The organism is Methanobrevibacter sp. (genome assembly GCF_045126245.1).
Classification (GTDB): domain Archaea; phylum Methanobacteriota; class Methanobacteria; order Methanobacteriales; family Methanobacteriaceae; genus Methanocatella.
Window position 1 is genome coordinate 1 of record NZ_JBGVOG010000030.1, and the last position, 17301, is coordinate 17301.

At 33.2% G+C, this 17301-nt stretch carries 17 protein-coding genes, 1 tRNA gene and 1 pseudogene; 12 read left to right on the plus strand and 7 right to left on the minus strand.

The window, feature by feature from the left end; genetic code table 11:
- The 8 genes and pseudogenes from ACJMLZ_RS02105 to ACJMLZ_RS02140 form a co-directional block, all read left to right on the plus strand.
- Positions 1–182, plus strand: a pseudogene (locus ACJMLZ_RS02105) (adenine phosphoribosyltransferase); the annotation flags it as partial.
- Position 183: 1 nt separating this feature from the next.
- Positions 184–1188 carry a diphthamide biosynthesis enzyme Dph2 gene (dph2, locus tag ACJMLZ_RS02110; protein ID WP_405303724.1) on the plus strand — a complete coding sequence of 335 codons (1005 nt, stop codon included), beginning with the start codon at positions 184–186 and terminating at the stop codon, positions 1186–1188.
- 75 nt (positions 1189–1263) lie between these two features.
- The gene (locus ACJMLZ_RS02115; RefSeq protein WP_405303725.1) at positions 1264–1833 is read left to right on the plus strand and encodes an exosome complex RNA-binding protein Csl4; all 570 of its coding nucleotides are present in this window, start codon (positions 1264–1266) and stop codon (positions 1831–1833) included.
- Positions 1834–1847: 14 nt separating this feature from the next.
- Positions 1848–2129: a DNA-directed RNA polymerase subunit L gene (locus ACJMLZ_RS02120; protein WP_405303726.1), complete on the plus strand. Its 282-nt coding sequence runs from the start codon at positions 1848–1850 to the stop codon at positions 2127–2129.
- A gap of 27 nt (positions 2130–2156) precedes the next feature.
- Positions 2157–2579 (plus strand): NUDIX domain-containing protein, encoded by a 423-nt coding sequence (locus tag ACJMLZ_RS02125; RefSeq protein WP_405303727.1) that lies wholly within the window; start codon positions 2157–2159, stop codon positions 2577–2579.
- A gap of 75 nt (positions 2580–2654) precedes the next feature.
- A complete protein-coding gene (locus ACJMLZ_RS02130; protein WP_405303728.1) occupies positions 2655–3047 on the plus strand; it encodes a transcription factor S in 393 nt (130 codons plus the stop codon).
- A 9-nt stretch (positions 3048–3056) separates the two neighbouring features.
- Entirely contained in the window at positions 3057–4052 is a 996-nt protein-coding gene (locus tag ACJMLZ_RS02135) for a topoisomerase IV (RefSeq protein WP_405303729.1), read from the plus strand.
- Between the two features lie 19 nt (positions 4053–4071).
- Positions 4072–4145: transfer RNA gene (locus ACJMLZ_RS02140), tRNA-Arg, on the plus strand.
- 1 nt (position 4146) lies between these two features.
- Here the strand turns inward: ACJMLZ_RS02140 and ACJMLZ_RS02145 are convergent.
- Positions 4147–5976, minus strand: a complete 1830-nt coding sequence (locus ACJMLZ_RS02145; RefSeq protein ID WP_405303730.1) for a helicase C-terminal domain-containing protein — start codon at positions 5974–5976, stop codon at positions 4147–4149.
- Between the two features lie 95 nt (positions 5977–6071).
- Between ACJMLZ_RS02145 and cobI the strand changes: the two genes are divergently transcribed.
- A complete protein-coding gene (cobI, locus tag ACJMLZ_RS02150; RefSeq protein ID WP_405303731.1) occupies positions 6072–6776 on the plus strand; it encodes a precorrin-2 C(20)-methyltransferase in 705 nt (234 codons plus the stop codon).
- Here the strand turns inward: cobI and ACJMLZ_RS02155 are convergent.
- Both ACJMLZ_RS02155 and ACJMLZ_RS02160 read right to left on the minus strand, forming a co-directional pair.
- Positions 6773–7543, minus strand: coding sequence for a V4R domain-containing protein (locus ACJMLZ_RS02155; RefSeq protein ID WP_405303732.1), 771 nt, complete (start codon positions 7541–7543; stop codon positions 6773–6775). The genes cobI and ACJMLZ_RS02155 overlap by 4 nt on opposite strands.
- 171 nt (positions 7544–7714) lie before the next feature.
- Entirely contained in the window at positions 7715–8464 is a 750-nt protein-coding gene (locus ACJMLZ_RS02160; RefSeq protein WP_405303733.1) for a TatD family hydrolase, read from the minus strand.
- Between the two features lie 117 nt (positions 8465–8581).
- Between ACJMLZ_RS02160 and ACJMLZ_RS02165 the strand changes: the two genes are divergently transcribed.
- From ACJMLZ_RS02165 to ACJMLZ_RS02175, 3 genes are all read left to right on the plus strand, one after another.
- Positions 8582–9295 carry a ThiF family adenylyltransferase gene (locus tag ACJMLZ_RS02165; RefSeq protein ID WP_405303734.1) on the plus strand — a complete coding sequence of 238 codons (714 nt, stop codon included), beginning with the start codon at positions 8582–8584 and terminating at the stop codon, positions 9293–9295.
- Positions 9296–9417: 122 nt separating this feature from the next.
- Entirely contained in the window at positions 9418–11409 is a 1992-nt protein-coding gene (locus ACJMLZ_RS02170; RefSeq protein ID WP_405303735.1) for an ABC transporter transmembrane domain-containing protein, read from the plus strand.
- A 93-nt stretch (positions 11410–11502) separates the two neighbouring features.
- Entirely contained in the window at positions 11503–13191 is a 1689-nt protein-coding gene (locus ACJMLZ_RS02175; RefSeq protein ID WP_405303736.1) for an ATP-grasp domain-containing protein, read from the plus strand.
- A gap of 83 nt (positions 13192–13274) precedes the next feature.
- On the opposite strand, the gene ACJMLZ_RS02180 is transcribed toward ACJMLZ_RS02175, so the two are convergent.
- From ACJMLZ_RS02180 to ACJMLZ_RS02195, 4 genes are all read right to left on the minus strand, one after another.
- Positions 13275–14867 carry an ABC1 kinase family protein gene (locus ACJMLZ_RS02180; RefSeq protein ID WP_405303737.1) on the minus strand — a complete coding sequence of 531 codons (1593 nt, stop codon included), beginning with the start codon at positions 14865–14867 and terminating at the stop codon, positions 13275–13277.
- An 81-nt stretch (positions 14868–14948) separates the two neighbouring features.
- Positions 14949–15782, minus strand: coding sequence for an amino acid ABC transporter substrate-binding protein (locus tag ACJMLZ_RS02185; RefSeq protein WP_405303751.1), 834 nt, complete (start codon positions 15780–15782; stop codon positions 14949–14951).
- A gap of 186 nt (positions 15783–15968) precedes the next feature.
- Positions 15969–16484, minus strand: a complete 516-nt coding sequence (locus tag ACJMLZ_RS02190; RefSeq protein WP_405303738.1) for a hypothetical protein — start codon at positions 16482–16484, stop codon at positions 15969–15971.
- 22 nt (positions 16485–16506) lie between these two features.
- Positions 16507–17196 (minus strand): hypothetical protein, encoded by a 690-nt coding sequence (locus ACJMLZ_RS02195; RefSeq protein WP_405303739.1) that lies wholly within the window; start codon positions 17194–17196, stop codon positions 16507–16509.
- Between the last annotated feature and the right edge of the window lie 105 nt (positions 17197–17301).

Genomic DNA, 17301 nt, shown 5'->3' on the forward strand with positions numbered 1-17301 from the left:
TAATAGCTTTAATTAAAACCCTGCAGGACTTAGGATTGGACATTAAATCTACAGTGGCAGTTATTGAAAAAGGTGACGGTAAAAAAGTCGTCGAAAAGGAAACCGGTGTTGAAGTATTGTCCATTGTGAAATTGGATGTTATTGACGGTAAAGTTGTAATTGAAAAAACAATCGAAGATTAAAATGTCAATGTATGATATGGATTTGGAAAAGGTAATCCGTAAAATAAATTCCAAAAATGCAGAAAGCGTAGGGCTTCAGTTTCCGGAAGGATTGAAAATGCAGGCCGTTAAAATTGCCCGCACCATAGAAGAAGAAACCGATGCGACAGTCATAATTTCCGGAGACCCCTGTTTCGGGGCTTGTGATGTCAGCGACTATAAGATGAAGGGATCTGTCGATTTGATTGTTCACTATGGGCACACTCCCCTACCTCTAAAGTACGAAGTCCCAACAATTTTTATTGAAGCGTTTTCAAAAATCGATGTTAGAAAAGACTTGAAGAACTGTTTGGAAGAGCTTAAAAGTTATTCTAGAATAGGATTAGTAACTACAACACAACATTTGCATCTATTAAATGAGATTAAAGATTTTTTAGAAGACAACGGCAAGGAAGTAATCCTCGGTTCATCAAAATCAACAAGGAAAGGGCAGGTTTTGGGATGCAATTTTTCATCCATCAAGAACCTGGATGTGGAGATTTTCCTATTCATCGGAAGCGGAAATTTTCATCCCCTGGGAATCAACTTGTTTTCGAATACTCCCGTTTTAGCCCTGGACCCTTATAATAATGAAATCAGAAGAATGGACGAATATGCCGACAGGATTTTGAGAATTAGATTTGCAAGAATTACAAAAGCAAGAAGCGCTAAAAAATGGGGAATACTGGTGTCTTCCAAGGAAGGACAATACAGAATGAAACTTGCAAAGGAAACCAAAAGGATTCTTGAAGAAAATGGAATGGAGGCATACATAATCCTTGTGGATAACGTGAATCCTGATGTGCTTCTACCATATTTGGAATTGGAAGCATTTGTTGTAAGTGCCTGTCCGAGAATAGCTATTGACGATTCTCAAATGTATAAAAAACCTTTATTGACTCCGCAAGAATTAGAAATAGTATTGAACAAAAGAGAATGGGAAAATTATCAATTAGATGAAATTTTGTTCCATGAGAGATACAAATAATTTAAATAGTAATATAAATAAAATTATTATATTAAATAAAAATTTTTATTGAATCTTTATTTTGGTGATTTTAATATGAGTATAGAAGATGAACAAATTGTAATGCCCGGAGATAAACTTGGAATAATAGAACAATATCTGCCAGGAGAAGGTACTTACGATGATAATGGCGAAATCAAATCATCAGTACTTGGTAATGTTAAAATTAATCAAAAAATGAAGGTTATATCTGTTGAGTCTGACGCCAAACCTGCCCTATTAAAGGTAGGGGATATTGTCTATGGACAAATAACCGATATCAAACCTCAAAGAGCTAATGTAAATATAGAATGTATAAAAGACAATGCAAGGCCATTGGCATTACCATACATGGGTGCAATCCACATATCACAAGCAAAAAAAGATTATTTAGAAAAATTATCTGATGCCTTTAGAATAGGAGACATTGTGCAAGCAAAAGTAGTTAAAATTACAGGAGATAATGTTGATTTAGGTACTGTAGATGATGATTGTGGAGTTTTGAAAGCTATGTGTACTCGTTGTAGAGATTATATGCATACCACCCAAAAAGATAACGAAGTACAATGCAATACATGTAACAAAAAAGAAAGAAGAAAAGTATCTAAAAACTATGTTAATGATTAAGTAAGGTTGATAGAATGGATGAAAATTTTAAAATTATTGAAGAAAAAACATTAGAATTAACATTTAGAGTTGAAGACGAAAGTCACGGTGTTTTTAATGCGCTAAGACACATATTGATGCAAAACCCTGATGTTGAATATGCTGTTTATAATATCGATCACCCTCTTACTGGAAAACCGGAAATGACCATCAAAACAAAAAGAGGGAAAAGACCAAGAATAGTCTTAAAACAAGCAGCAGAAGAACTTCAAAAAGAAAGTTCCGAATTTAAAAAACTTGTCGATGAAGCTTTATAGCTTCCCTATTATTTTTATTGTGGTTAAATGACTAAATACAAAACTCCTTCACTAACTGCCGATATTTTTATTTTTGATGATGACTTTAATTTTATTTTAATCAAGCGAAAAAACGATCCATATAAAGATTGTTGGGCTTTGCCTGGAGGATTTGTTGAATATGGTGAAAGTGTTGAAACTGCAGCCATAAGAGAGGCGAAAGAAGAAACCAGCATTGATGTTGAGCTAAAGGATTTGGTTAACGTTTATTCTGAACCTGACAGAGATCCCCGTGGCCATACTGTTACTGTAGCATATATTGCCAAAGGGAATATAAGTGACATGAAAGCTGACAGTGATGCAAAAGAAATTGGTATATTTTCACAGGAAAAATTGGATGAAATCAATATTGCTTTCGACCATGCGAAAATTATAAAAGATTGTTTAAATAAAGCTAAAAGTGATTTTTAGGGTATATATTTAAATAAGTTAAAAAAAAAATTACAACAATATAAGAGATTAATATTTTTATCAAGGAGGAGTTAAATGGAATTTTGTTCAAATTGTGGAGCAATAATGATTCCCAATAAAGACATTTTAGAATGTACTTCATGTGATTACTCTAACCAAATTTGTCCAAAATGCGGAGAAAAAATGGACATTAAAGAAGGCATATTAAAATGTAATTCATGTGGTAACTTGAAAAATCTATCAGAAAATGATACATCCTACAAAGTTTCTAAAACCATTGAGGAACATGAAACTGTAAAAGAACTGGGCGAAGTCAATGACATGCGTTCAACCATAAAAGAGACTTGTCCTGAATGCGGACATGATGAAGCTTATTATGAATTAAAACAAACCCGTAGTGCTGATGAAGCACCTACACGTATTTTTACATGCGCTAAATGTAAACATACTTGGAGAGCCTACCATTGAGGTTATTTCATGAAAGATTCTAAAGAAAAAGAGCATAGGATTTCAAATCTCAAGGACATGATAAATAATATCAAAGAAAATCCTAAAGAACATATCTTTGACGATATTGAAGAAGATAGCGAATTGATTGACTATCTTAACAAAGAAAACGAAGAATATGAGGAACTGGAAATCGATGATGAATTTATCTATCACCCTGGAGATGAAGATAACGATGCTATTAATTTAGAAGAAAACAATATTGACGAAAACTTTATGATTAAAACACCGGCCGATACAGAAGAAAATTCTGAAGAAGAATTAGATGATGATGAATTTGATAGTGACCTTGGTGAGGAATTTGTTGATGAGATAAGCGAAGGCCTTGATACAATTTTCAATGCCAAAATCAACAGAACACCAGTCATTGGAGTAATCAGCTCCATTTTAGGATTAATCTTTATTGTTCTTGCTGCAACTACTTTCCAATCACGCAGTGACAGAATTATAGACAATGTAATGTCCGGTGAAAATAGTTTCATCGTTGTTATTTTCTTAATTATAGGATTATTTTTGTTGATTTATGGATTATACAGAGTTTTCGGATTAAAAAATCCTCTGTCAACTATAACATCAAGTATTGATTCTATTCAAAATGATGATGAGGATGTTGAAAAGACAGAAGATGAGGATAAAAATATTATCCCTAAAAGCAATATCCCATTAGACAAGGAATCATACAAAATTGGAGAATTTAATTTTGACGAATTAAAAAATAACCTTAAAAAACCAACTGCTTCTAAACCCAAAACCTCACCAATTGAAGAAAATATCGATGACATACCTCCCGCTCGTGAAAAGCCTGAAGAAAAAAAAGGTTTGACCCCGGATGAAATTGATGAAATCGAATATCAAAAAGCAGTTCTCGACAATGAATCCATTGATGATATTTTTGCAGAAGTTGAAGACATTGAAGATATTCCTATAATCTCTATCGATTCTGAAGAAGAGAAAAAAAGTGAATAACTTCTTTATTTTATTTTTTGGGCCTGTAGTCTAGTCAGGAATGACACAGGACTTCGGATCCTGAGGTCGGGGGTTCAAATCCCTCCAGGTCCGTTCAATCTTTTATTCTAACAATAGCTTCCTTAAAAAAGTCAGGTATTAAAGATCTATACATCGGACTTTTGAATAGCATATTTATATCGCTGTCAATAATGTAGGTGTAGCAGGAATCATCTTCTGCACGCATTCCACGACCATATGCCTGCATAAGAGTCATAACTGTTTTATATGCATACCATTTTTTATCCCGTTTCATTCTCATATTCACTTGCTTATCGCCCAAATAAGGAAATGGAATTTTGTAGATAATCTGGAATCGGCATTTATCATATGGCAAATCAACACCCTCGCTCATAGACGGAGAAACCAGAACCAATGGATTTTCATCTTTTTCAAAGAAATTTAATATTTGCTCCCTATTCTGTGAAGTATGTGAAATCAATCGTGAATTGTGTAAATTATTCGCAATATATTGCTGGCATTTATAGCTGTGGGTGTGAATAAGCCCCTTATCTCCCTCATGCTTTTTTAATATTTCCTGCAGGATAGGGATTGTCTTGGGTGCTGTATTCTTTATTCTGTTTGCAGACATTTTTCCGGCCAAGTTAAGGATGATTGGTCTCTTTTCCTTTGTAAAGGGACTGTCAACCTTAATATGATAAACTTCAGCAGGGTTTAAGCCTAACCATTTTGAAAACATATTATGGGAAAGTATGGTGGCGCTCATGAAAATAACAACATCACCATATTTCAATAAATTGTCTTTGGCATAATGATGAACTCTTAATGGCTTGAATGTAACACCAAACTCATCAGTGTCAATAACCCAGTTTTTAGGTTCCTTTTCAAGGTTATTTCTAAGAGTCTTCAATCTATAAATTGTGGATCTGATTCTATCGGCCTTATTTTTTGTTACTTCTTTCAGGTCAATATCCTCATAACTTTCACAAATAGCCTCAATTTCCATTTTCCAGTCTTCCAGCTCCCCATCCTTTAAAGTTTCTTTAGATATTACCTTGCTTATATCCTTTTCAAGAGTTCTGTTATATAATGTAACTTCCATAGTTGCCATCAGCTTATTTTCTATGTTATGGGCCTCGTCTAAAATCAATAGGGAACGGGTTCCGAAATGTTTTACATAATTCAGCTCAACTATCGCATAATCGTAATTCATTAGGGTGATTGGAGAGTTAATTGCATTAGCCTTCTGATTCCAATAATGGCAATGGCTTCCGGATTGGTAAAATACTGTCCCTCCGAAGGAATCCTCAAAGGCCAATTCCGCATCCAAAGTCGGATTTTTGGCAACGCCATACTGACAAAAGAAATTGCTGTTTGTCGGTGTTGTCTTACAGGTACCCATATCGCAAGTGCTTTCCAAATTGTCATTCAAACATGCAAAATTGCCCCTTCCCTTAACTAATGGAAATTCAAACTCATCGGAATATTGGGACTGCAATTGCTTGGTCATTGTCAGGATATATGCAGATTCATACATCTTAGCAAGAGTTGTTGCAATTGCTGATTTGCCTGTACCTGTACCGGCTTCCAGTATGATATATTTGAATCCTTTTTTTATTGCATCATTAATATCCTGAATTATGTCTAGCTGACCTAATCTAGGCTCTTCAAATGGAAAATTTTCAATTATGTCCTCATCAATATGCGGATAGATTTCCTTTAGATATGCTGAAGTGCCCTCATCCAGCTTATGATTATCAACTGAATAAACTTCAGGAATCTCATCATCCAGAATTGATGAAGTAATCTTTTTGGAAAAACTAAAAAGATTGGTTGGGCCTTCAGGTTTCTTTTCACCACTTATACCGCAGGTACAATTACTTTTAAGCATACCACAATTTGGACAAAAAATAGAATTAGACATTAAGATTATATTAGTTAATATACTATAAATAAATTATAGGAAGAGCATTTGAAAAATAAAAATCAAATTAAATAACTATTAAATAAAGTGATTATATGGCAAAAAAAGGAAAATTGATTGGAATCGGCGTTGGCCCAGGAGATACAGAATTACTTACTTTAAAAGCGGCAAGAGTTTTAGAGACAGTGCCGGTTATTTTCTCACCAAAATCCTCAAAGGAAAAGGACAGCATTGCGCTATCTATTGTAAAACCTATACTTGAAAAAAGAAATGATTATAAGAGATTGATGATTGTAGCTCCTATATTTCCTATGATTGAAGATAAAGAGGAACTTGAAAAGGTATGGACAACAGCATCCGAAATGATTGCTCAATACCTTGACAGCGGAAGAGACGTTGCTTTTATAACTCTTGGTGACAGTTCAATATTCAGCACATATTCATACGTGCAAAAGAAATTAATCGGAAAATATGAAATTGAAACTATTCCGGGAATTACTTCATTTACTGCCTGCGCCGCAGCTAAAAATGAAGCGCTTGTTGAACAAAACGATATATTAACTATTGTTCCTAAAATTGATGAACGGTTAAATGACGTGCTGGACACCAGCGACTCAATAGTTTTAATGAAAGCTTCAAGAAACACAAGTGATTTAGAAACAACAATTGAAGAAAAAAATAGACCAAAAGAAATTTACTCTGTTCAAAACTGCACTAGAGAAAACGAAAAGATAATTGAAGGCTTTTCAAACGAAAAACCTTATCTTACAACAACAATTATAAAATTTAAAGATGATTAATAGTTTTTGATTGGTAAAGGTTCTACCTCAAAAACACATTTCTCATCACCCATAGTGTAACACTGTGTTTCAATTACACTGACAGGCATATTGAAGAATTCTGAGAATAACGCTTCAAGTATTCCTGTATCTAAAAAGCAGGCAGGTTTTCCAGTTTTCGGAAGTAATTCGCATTCGAAACAATCAAAGGTTGTGATTTTAATGATTTGGCCTAGTTCGAATGAAATCCTACCTAAACCTTTAGTTTCCCAAAATTCTGTAATATTTTCTATGAAAATATCTAAATCATCATCATAAACTTTTCCAAAAATAGATTTGCCAATGCTATTGCCGGTTGACTGTAAAATAGGGTCTATGTTTATCCCTTCCTGTATTAACATTGACTTTAAAGTATGGAACAATAATGTTGAAAATTCGGCGTCCTCTTCAACAAGATTTTCAACTAAATAATCAGCCTGAGTTTCTCTAATCTCCCTTGGGTCTGTCGGATTGACAGAACCTAAATATTTGGAATTCAAATAAAATATTTTTTTCCGGTTATCAATAGGATGAACTCTATAAGAAATAATACCGCTTTCTCTTAAACTTTTTAGATGAACTGAAACAGTGGATTTGGATTTTCCGGTGTTGTTTACGATTTCATCGAATTCCATATCACTATCCCTAAGCATTTCCAAAATAGTAAGTTTTACTGGACTTTTGATAACGTTCACACCAATATTTTCATTGAAATTTGAAAAGATTTGGATGGGTTTCTGTTCTTTCATAATTTATCCCCCTATTATACACTAATGTTTAAAATTATTAGTTAATAAATATATCTAAAAAAATAAAATTATAATATTGTTTAAAAAAATTATAAAAAAATTAAACATTTTGAAATAAAATAAAGTCAATAAATACGAACTGTTCGTTTAAAACGAAATAATTAGTTCAATTTATATTTCAAACAGCCTTCTTGCATTTGCCGTGGTTATTTCCATGACTTCCTTTTCAGTCAAATCCAATTCTTCAGCTATTTTTCTTATTACATATTTCAGATTTAGTGATGTATTTTTTTGTCCTCTTTTTTCCTGCGGAGCCAAATATGGCGAATCAGTTTCAACAAGCATATGACTAATGTCAATTTCTTTAACTATTTTTCCTATTTTCTTGTTGTTGGTGTGAGTAACCGGCCCGGCAATTCCTATATAGAACCCCAATTTGATAAATTCCCGTGCCATTTCGGCTGACCCCTGATAGCAATGCATGGACCCGACCACATCATGCCTTTTCAATATGTCAAGGGTATCCTGCATTGATTTTCTGGAATGGACAATTACCGGCAAATCATGTTTTTTTGCAAGACCCAACATCTTTTCAAAAAGTTCCTTTTGCCTATCCTTGTTTTCTTTTGTGTGATAATAGTCAAGGCCTATCTCACCTACCGCAACCACATCATCATTTTCAAGCTGTCCATCCAAAAGAGAAATGTCTTCATCGCATACTTCATCTGCAAAGGTATAAAAATATCCCAAAGCCGCATGAACGTTTTCGTATTTTCTTGACAATTCAAGTACTTCCTCATTGCTTAGAGGGTCCGTGCCGTTCAATATCAGATGTATGTCATTTTCTGCAGCTTGCCTTATTATTTCCTCTGCATTTTCCATTTCACTATTATAAATATGACAATGTGTATCTATTATCATGAAAATCCTCATTTTAAAGATTATTCTGTATAAAATTCATTTACATAAGTTTTTATTGTTACGATTCCAATTATTATATAATTAATTAAATTAAATTATATTTTTTGGTGAACGGATATGGATGAGAAGTTTTCAAGAACAGAAATGTTGATTGGAAATGAAGGTATGGAAAAATTAAAAAACGCCAAAGTTGCTATTTTTGGTATTGGAGGAGTAGGATCATTTGTTTGTGAAGGGCTTGCCCGAAGCGGAATAGGCAATTTCATTTTAGTGGACTATGACAAGATAGATGAAAGCAATATCAACAGGCAGCTGATTGCAACAGTAAAAACAGTCGGCAAATGTAAAGTTGATTTGATGAAGGAAAGAATTCTGGAAATCAATCCGGATGCAAACGTTGAAATATATAAGGAATTTTACATGGCAGACTCACAAACCAACATCATTACCGAAGACCTCTCATATGCCGTTGACTGTGTGGATACCATAATGGCCAAGATTGCAATCATATGCAAATGTGATTCCCTTGATGTTCCGGTCATCTCTTCAATGGGAACCGGCAACAAATTGGATGCGACAATGTTTGAAGTGGCCGACATTTATGAGACATCAGTGTGCCCGCTTGCCAAAATAATGAAAAAAGACCTCAGAAAGAGGAATATCGAAAAATTAAAGGTAGTCTATTCCAAAGAGCATCCTATCAACACAAATGACTGCGCCATAAATCAGGACAATAAAAAATTCAAGGTGAAGGGCAGCGTTTCGTTTGTGCCGTCTGTTGCAGGACTGATAATTGCCGGTGAAGTGATAAAAGATATTGTCAGTAAGTGATTCAAATAACGTGCGCGCGCAAGGATTCTACCCTTTATTCAAACAGGGAAGCTTCAATTAGAAACTGAAAATGATATGAATGCTTGTTAAAATATATTAATTTTAAAAATTAAATTATTTTCATGAAGAAATTTCTGAAGTTCGCATTAAAATCCCAATGGAAGACAATATTAGTTATTTTTGTGCTGGTAATCCTTCAAACATTTTTTCAAATAGAAATCATTAATCTGTTTAATTATGCTTTAATTGATGTTGAAAATCAAAAAATGGATTTGCTTTTTGATGATACCGCAACAATGCTGGCATTAACCATACTTTCAATGATTACCATTTACACCATTTCCTATCTCTCAACCAGGGTATCTTCAAAAGCCGCATACAACACACGTGAAAAAATCTTTCATATCCTGATGAACCTTCCTGATGATGAAATAAGCAAATTCAAAATCACGGGCCTGATTACTAGGTCAACCAGAGGAATATTTTCCGAACAGGGATTTATAATGCTAATTCTAAAACATTTCATCATAATACCATTCGTATTTATAGGAATTGTATTTGAAATATCCCTGATTGATAAGGCCTTTGCGGTATTATTTGCAGCAGTAATCATTATACTCACCATAATTTTAATTTTGAGACTAAATCAAATTACAGAAATATTCTTTAAAGCTAAAAAGACATACGGAAAGCTAAACCTATTGTTCCTATCAAAAATTAGCAATATAACCAATAATATTCCATTTAAAAAAGAGGAATACCGCACTGAATTTGAAAAAGCATGTGAAGATTCCTATAATAAAAACATTGAATATCAGTTGAGCCAATATTACCTCGGACCGGTGCTATTGCTGGTTTTAGATGTTATCATTGTTATTTTATTGGCAATGATGAGCTTCGGATACACAATTGGTTTTGAGGTTAATAGTGCCTTTGATTCAGTAGTCATCATACAATATATATTGTACTTTATGACCACATTGGTAGTTATTCCGGCAATAATTGAAATATGGCCACGTTCATATGCCACTTCCGTTCGTTTAGAGGAAGTTTTAAACCTTGAAGATAAAATAATAAAAACTAAAAAAACTTCAGAAAGAATAGAGATTGTTAAAAAAGACATCGAAAAAGATTATAAAAACACCCTGGTCGATAGAAAAAGAATCGCCCAAAAATTCAATAGGATACTGAATCAGCATAGGACTCCTGTAATAATTTCAATGATTTTACTTACAGTATCTACATTATGTATTGTCTATGCCCCTAAAATTGCGGGAAACATAATCGATTTGATCCTGCTTAATCAGGATTCAAACAACAATCATGCCATTTTCACAAATATTGCATTATTGTTTGCATTATATTCCATAGGTTATCTCTTAAAATTACCTTCAAGGAGATCAATGGCTTTTGTTAGCGAAAAAATAGCTTATAATTTAAGAATAGAACTGTTTGATAAGCTGGAAATTATCGATTCGACTTTTATCCATGAAAATTCAAAAGGACACTTTCTATCTAGGCTGAATAATGATTTGATGAACATCAGAGAGTTCATTACAATGGACATTACTGAAATATTTGCTCAATTCCTATCCATACTTTTTGTAATCGTTCTGATTTTAACAACAGACTGGAGATTGGGGTTAATATATCTGATTACATTACCTATCTATGTTGCTTGTTTTTATTATAGTGACATCAAATCAAAAAAGCTATATGAAGATCATCAGAGAAATTTAGGGCTGATGATGAGCTATTTTGAAAGAAGCCTGACAAATCGTAGCCAATACCATGAAAAAGGATTTGAGATAATCAATCAAATAGTGGCCCGACATTATATCAAATCAAGAAATATTTCTAATCTGATATTGCCTATTGCAACCTTTTTAACAAACCTGAGCAACATTACCGTTTATATCATAGGCGTTTACTTTTTGGCAACTCATGAAATACAGTTAGGAACCCTATTAGCGATTATCCTTTACGGACAATTATTGACAAAACCGCTCAAAAAAGTAAGTGCATTATTAATCCCTCTTGAAACTTCATTTTCAAGTATTAGACGAATATTTCAAATAATCGACTTTGAAAACAATGAAAAAAAGTTAAGTTAGTGTTAAAAAAAACTATAATAAGGAGTTATCAATATATCCAAATTAATTTATTTACATAAAAAATTAAAAATTAATAATGTGGAGGCGAATTTTATGAGAAACATAATAGTTGTTGATTGCATTTCATCAGGAGTCAATTATATTGAAGATATTGTTAATAGAGGTTATAAACCTGTTATACTAGAATTACAGCATGGTGAAGCCGATATAGAAGCATATAAACAAAAAATGCAAAGTAATTATGACCGAATCGAATATGAATATGATCTGGTCTTTGAACAGGACACATATAGCGAAACTCTGGAAATGATTCGCGAATTAAATCCATTACTAATAGTGGCTGGCAGTGAACATGGTGTGGTCCTTACAACAAAATTATCAAATGATTTGGAGCTTTTGGGTGCCCCTATAGAAAATCTGGAAGCAATGACTCTGAAAGATAAGATGCATGAACGGCTTGCTGAAGCCGGGCTTAGACACATTAAGGGAAAAGTGGTTACTTCAATCGATGAAGCTGTTGAATTTTATGACTCACAATCCCTGAAAGAGGTCGTTGTTAAACCTGTTTATAGTTTTTGTTCCGTTGGTGTGCGCATCTGTTTAAACAAACAGGAAATGATTGATTCTTTAAAAGAAATATTTAACAAAAACAACGCCTATGGTGATGAAAATACTGAACTTTTAGTTCAGGAACGCATTAACGGCGAGGAATATGTTGTAAACACCACATCCTGTGAGGGCATTCCCCGCTTAATTTCAATGTGGAAATATGAAAAAATCAAAACCGCGGAAGGAGCCATACTTTATGATATCATCAAATCCGTCAGTAATTTAAATCTTGGCGAAGTTGAAATGGTGGAATATGCATATGATGTGGTTCGCGCAATTGGAATAGAATATGGTCCTGTTCACGGCGAATTCATGATTGATGAAAAGGGACCAGTACTGATTGAAGTGAATTGCCGCCCGGCAGGTTTAAGCATGAAATCAGAATATTTGGATATGATATTCGGCCAGCACGACACTGATTCCATCCTGGATTCATATTTAAATCCTGAACGATTTAAAGAGCAAAGAAAGCAAAAATATATGCCTCCAGGACATGGAACCGTAAAATTATTCATTGCTCCGGAAGATATTCTGGCAAAATCCGTTCCGATAATGAACATGACCCCAAAATTAAACAGCTACTATGACAGCACATTGCATAACATAAATGAAACAGAACTATTCGTCAAAACCGAAGATCTAAACACAACATGCGGAGTAGTCTTTTTAGCCAATAAAGATGCGAATGCTGTCGCCGAAGATATTGAATTTTTAAGAAGCGTTGAGAAAAATGCATTCGAATTGATTTTAAGCAAGGAAACTAATGAAAACAGCAGGATAAATGAAGAGCAAATCATCAACAGACTTCAAAATCTCATCAAACCTATAGAAAAATATGGAAACGGTTTATTGATAAGCGATCAAGATGTAAGTGACATTAATATTTTGCAAACCACTCTGGAAAATGTCCACAGATTACATGGGCATTTTGATTATATCATTGTCAATTTAAATAAGAGTCTGATTAACATGGACAACGAACAAGCGGTGAAACTAATTATCGAACTGCTTTCATACATTAAAATTGGCGGATTGGTCATTATTCCAAAAAGCACTTATAACTATCTTCCTGGTGGGCGGAAGGGAATTGAAGCAATAATCAAAAATTCGAATTTTAACATTGAAGTTCCGCCATTTGGAATCAAAAATACAGTCATCGCATCAAAAAATTAAGATAAGTTAAAAACTTATCTTTTTTCAATTTTTAATATAATAGTAAGTATCCTCGAGTTTCAAAGCTAGGCAGTTCAAATCTATTACAACACAAACTTCTTGATACCCATAATGCTTAAAATTATAGCTATTATATAACCAATTAAAGAAATTACAGGCATGTCAAAGGCCATTGGTCCAAAAGAAACAGTTGAAGAGCCTATCAGAAGCGCGCAAATCAATGCAACAATTGAAACCTTATCATTGATGTCAACTTCAAACTTGAATTTTAATTCCTCATTGTCAATCTTGTGAATGGTTCTTGTAAGGAGTTTTGGTAATGCCTGAAGCATATGTTCATATAAAATTATATTACTTTTCTTACCCCTCAAATACTGTTTAGGATTGATTCTCTCTTTGGCAATTTGTTTTGCAACTGGTTTAACTGATGCGAAAATATCGATTTCCGGGTCTAAATTCTGTGCAATAGCTTCAACCATTGATATTCCCCTTGCCATTGTAACCAGTTCATTTGGAAGAATAACACCATATTCCTTCATAAGGCTAAGCAGTTCTTCTAAAATTCCATTGAACCGATTGAGTTCGACACCAAAGTATCTTGCGAATAAATCATTCAAGTCTCTTTTTAAGGTTTTTGTATCAGTGTCATAGTCTAGAATATCCATGTACATTAACTGATTTATCAACCCTTCGACATCTTGGTCAACCAACAATATTACTGCTTCTGAAAGGTCCTTTTTAAATTGCTCATCAAAGAATCCCATCATACCCAAATCAAGATAACATACTACATTGTTTTCCAAAATCATTATGTTTCCTGGATGGGGATCTCCATGGAAGAAACCGTCGATGAACAGCTGTTGGAGATAGGAATCAAGAATATTCTTTGCCAAAAGTTTTTTGTCGAATTCTTCGCTTTCGCTTGCATAAACATCATTCAACTTTGTACCGTCAATAAATTCCATTGTTAAAACTTTTGATGAACAGTAGTCGGAATAAGTGGCCGGAATATGTATATCCGGATTATCTACAAAATTCATTTCAATGCGTTGCATATTCATGAACTCATTGTTATAATCAATTTCCTTGTGAATTGAACGATCGAATTCTTCCATGATTCCAGGCAGATTTAAGTTTCTAAGATTGGAATTCAATTTATCGGCACGATTGGCAACATATTTCATTATCCTTAAATCAAGGTCAATTTTATCAGTGATACCTTCTTTTTGCACTTTAACTGCAACTCTCTCACCGGTAACTAATTTAGCTTCATGAACCTGACCTATGGATGCGGTAGCCAAATGTTCATGTGAAAAATCTTCGAATAAATCATCAATGTTTCCATGAAGTTCCCCTTCAACTATTGCTTTAACTTTGTCATAAGATATGGCAGGATTATCATCCTGCAGGTTAGCTAATTCGTTTGCAATCTTTTCTCCAACTATATCCGGCCTTGTACTCAACAGCTGCCCCAACTTAATGAAAGTAGTCCCCAATTCTTGAAGCATCAATCTTAATTTTAAAGGGATTTCATCATCCAATAAAGGGTTAGATAACTCATCATCATCTTTTCTGCTTATTTTGCTTTTTGCTGTTTGACCTAAAATTTCATCGAATCCGTATTTTTTTATAGCTTCTCTAATTTCACCCAAACGTTCTTTTGTTTGCTTATCCATGCTAATCCTTCCTTAATAGACTATTTAACCACTTTATATCCATCTATTTAATAATTGTTGAACAATATTTAAATTTAATAGCTACTTATGCATTAATCCTCCAGAAATGCCATAATCTCCATATTTCTGAGCGATTTTATCAACAGTACCATCTTTAAACATTTCATCTAAAGTTTTTTGAACCTGATCCTTTAGTTCAGTATTTCCTTTTTTAAACCCTATGCCATATTGTTCATATGTTAACGGTTCATCAAGGATTTTAAAATTGTAACTGTTGAATTTTCCGTTAATATGATAATTTGCTATTCCCACATCTGCTATAACCGCATCACAGACACCGGATTCCAAATCCATGAATCCTGTATTGTATTCTTTAATTTGAGTTAATTGCGCGAAAGTATTTTTTAAGCTTTCATTATGTTCCTCAAGACAGTGCAGTGCAGAACTTCCTTCCTGGACTTCAACGTTTTTTCCTTTCAAATCGCTTGGAGTGTTTATTCCAGAATCGCCTTTTACAACAATTACTTGGGAATTATTGAAGTATGGGTCTGACCAGGTATAATCGGATTCTCTGCCATCAATAGTAAATTCACTCCAAATGCAATCAATTTCATTGGAATTAATCTCTACTTCCTTACTGTTCCAATCAATAATTGGTTGAGCTACAAAAGTCCAATTGTTCCTTCTGGCCACTTCCTGTGCTAATTCCAAGTCAAAACCTGTATAATTACCACTATCATCCTTGTAAGTGAATGGCGGAAATTCAGGGTTAAACCCAACGACAAATTTGCCATCATCTACATTATCCGCAGCAGTGTTATCAAAAAAATCAAAAAATCCTCCTGCACTCACACTGCAAATCATCAAAGATGCTGCAAGAATTATTGTTAAAATCAATAATATTTTTTTCATGATACTCACTATATAATTTTAATATATACTAGTATTTTGATAATGATTAGATAAATAATTATCTTTAAAATGAAAAATATTCTAAAAAAAATTTTATAAACAATAATTATTGATGATTTTTATTTTTTAATGATAATGATACTTTAAAAAAAATTAATATCTGTTTAACAGATTTTGTATTAAACAAATTTAACCAATTGTTGTTGTTTCATTGATTTTAAAAGTATCAATGAATATTTGAACTTCATCTAATGATTCAAAACTACCGCAGAAATAGTAATACTGTATCTCAATGCCATCTACAACAACAGTTAGATTATTTAATTCTATGAATACATCATATTCATTGGAATCTTTGAATACATATGTTTTATATCCTTGGGAAGTTGAATTACTGTCAATTTTTTCATATGAGGAATCTTCTTGATGACCTTCAAAGTCAGTGACAGCATCCTCACCGACAAACCATAATGAACAAATTACTTTTTCATCAGGATAGATATAATAACTTCCCACATCCAAACTATCGCCTGAAGAAAGTTTAAACTCTGTATCATTAGTTAAATCATTGCTAATATTAAAAAAAGCCTTGTTTGCAAAATTATATTCATGTGTTATCATGTTAGATTCCGCAAATACAATAGTGCTTGCTGCAAATACCTCTAAAAAAATTGCCAAAACGATTAAAAATTTTCGTTTATACATACGCATCTCCCTAATTTTCAGTTTATAGTCCAAGCAATACAAGTGAGTAAATAAACACATCAGTACATAAGTGGGTAATGTATGAAACTAGGATGTTTTTAGTTTTAATGTATCCAATAAACTCAAATATTGAACCAAAACCCTGTATAAAAAGTGCAAATATAAACATGACAGTACTATAGGAATGCATAGCTGCAAACATCAACATTACTAAAGCGACTGACATCACTACGCCTAATTTACGATTATTTGTGAATTTGTAAATCACTCTTAAGAAAAATATGAATGGAATGAATTTAATGAATTCTTCACCCATCAGAGTAAATACTGATGTGAAAATCCTCATGATATTTACAGAACTAATTTCAACAGTCCCGCTGCTAACTATTCCAAATTGCCCCAATATCGTAGACATGATCAATGCATATATGATATATCCAACAAAAAGAGCTATCGCAAGAGCGATATCCCTTCGGGAGGGAATTCTAAAAATTGCCTTATAATCCCATTTCAAAAAGTATAATACGGGGACAATAAACACTATACAACATAATATTGCAACATGAACACGTTCTGTGAGAGTTAAAAAAAATCCAAAAAAGAATGCAATGAATAAAACAATCCACCCCCATTTTGGAATATATGGATTCTTTTTATAGAACGGAAAATCAAAATCCTTATCTTCAAATTTAAACCAATCAATGTTTGACATACAGATATATATAATTACAATAAATAAAAATGTTTCAGAAATGGTGAATATTTCTGTCCGGTTAAAGAAAAGCATATGTAATGTTAATGCTACATGCCACTATTG

Bases quoted from the DNA above. Each gene is read 5' to 3' on its own strand.
- dph2 (WP_405303724.1), top strand. From the start codon at position 184: ATGTCAATGTATGATATGGATTTGGAAAAGGTAATCCGTAAAATAAAT.
- ACJMLZ_RS02115 (WP_405303725.1), top strand. From the start codon at position 1,264: ATGAGTATAGAAGATGAACAAATTGTAATGCCCGGAGATAAACTTGGA.
- ACJMLZ_RS02120 (WP_405303726.1), top strand. From the start codon at position 1,848: ATGGATGAAAATTTTAAAATTATTGAAGAAAAAACATTAGAATTAACA.
- ACJMLZ_RS02125 (WP_405303727.1), top strand. From the start codon at position 2,157: ATGACTAAATACAAAACTCCTTCACTAACTGCCGATATTTTTATTTTT.
- ACJMLZ_RS02130 (WP_405303728.1), top strand. From the start codon at position 2,655: ATGGAATTTTGTTCAAATTGTGGAGCAATAATGATTCCCAATAAAGAC.
- ACJMLZ_RS02135 (WP_405303729.1), top strand. From the start codon at position 3,057: ATGAAAGATTCTAAAGAAAAAGAGCATAGGATTTCAAATCTCAAGGAC.
- ACJMLZ_RS02145 (WP_405303730.1), bottom strand. From the start codon at position 5,976: ATGTCTAATTCTATTTTTTGTCCAAATTGTGGTATGCTTAAAAGTAAT.
- cobI (WP_405303731.1), top strand. From the start codon at position 6,072: ATGGCAAAAAAAGGAAAATTGATTGGAATCGGCGTTGGCCCAGGAGAT.
- ACJMLZ_RS02155 (WP_405303732.1), bottom strand. From the start codon at position 7,543: ATGAAAGAACAGAAACCCATCCAAATCTTTTCAAATTTCAATGAAAAT.
- ACJMLZ_RS02160 (WP_405303733.1), bottom strand. From the start codon at position 8,464: ATGATAATAGATACACATTGTCATATTTATAATAGTGAAATGGAAAAT.
- ACJMLZ_RS02165 (WP_405303734.1), top strand. From the start codon at position 8,582: ATGGATGAGAAGTTTTCAAGAACAGAAATGTTGATTGGAAATGAAGGT.
- ACJMLZ_RS02170 (WP_405303735.1), top strand. From the start codon at position 9,418: ATGAAGAAATTTCTGAAGTTCGCATTAAAATCCCAATGGAAGACAATA.
- ACJMLZ_RS02175 (WP_405303736.1), top strand. From the start codon at position 11,503: ATGAGAAACATAATAGTTGTTGATTGCATTTCATCAGGAGTCAATTAT.
- ACJMLZ_RS02180 (WP_405303737.1), bottom strand. From the start codon at position 14,867: ATGGATAAGCAAACAAAAGAACGTTTGGGTGAAATTAGAGAAGCTATA.
- ACJMLZ_RS02190 (WP_405303738.1), bottom strand. From the start codon at position 16,484: ATGTATAAACGAAAATTTTTAATCGTTTTGGCAATTTTTTTAGAGGTA.
- ACJMLZ_RS02195 (WP_405303739.1), bottom strand. From the start codon at position 17,196: ATGTCAAACATTGATTGGTTTAAATTTGAAGATAAGGATTTTGATTTT.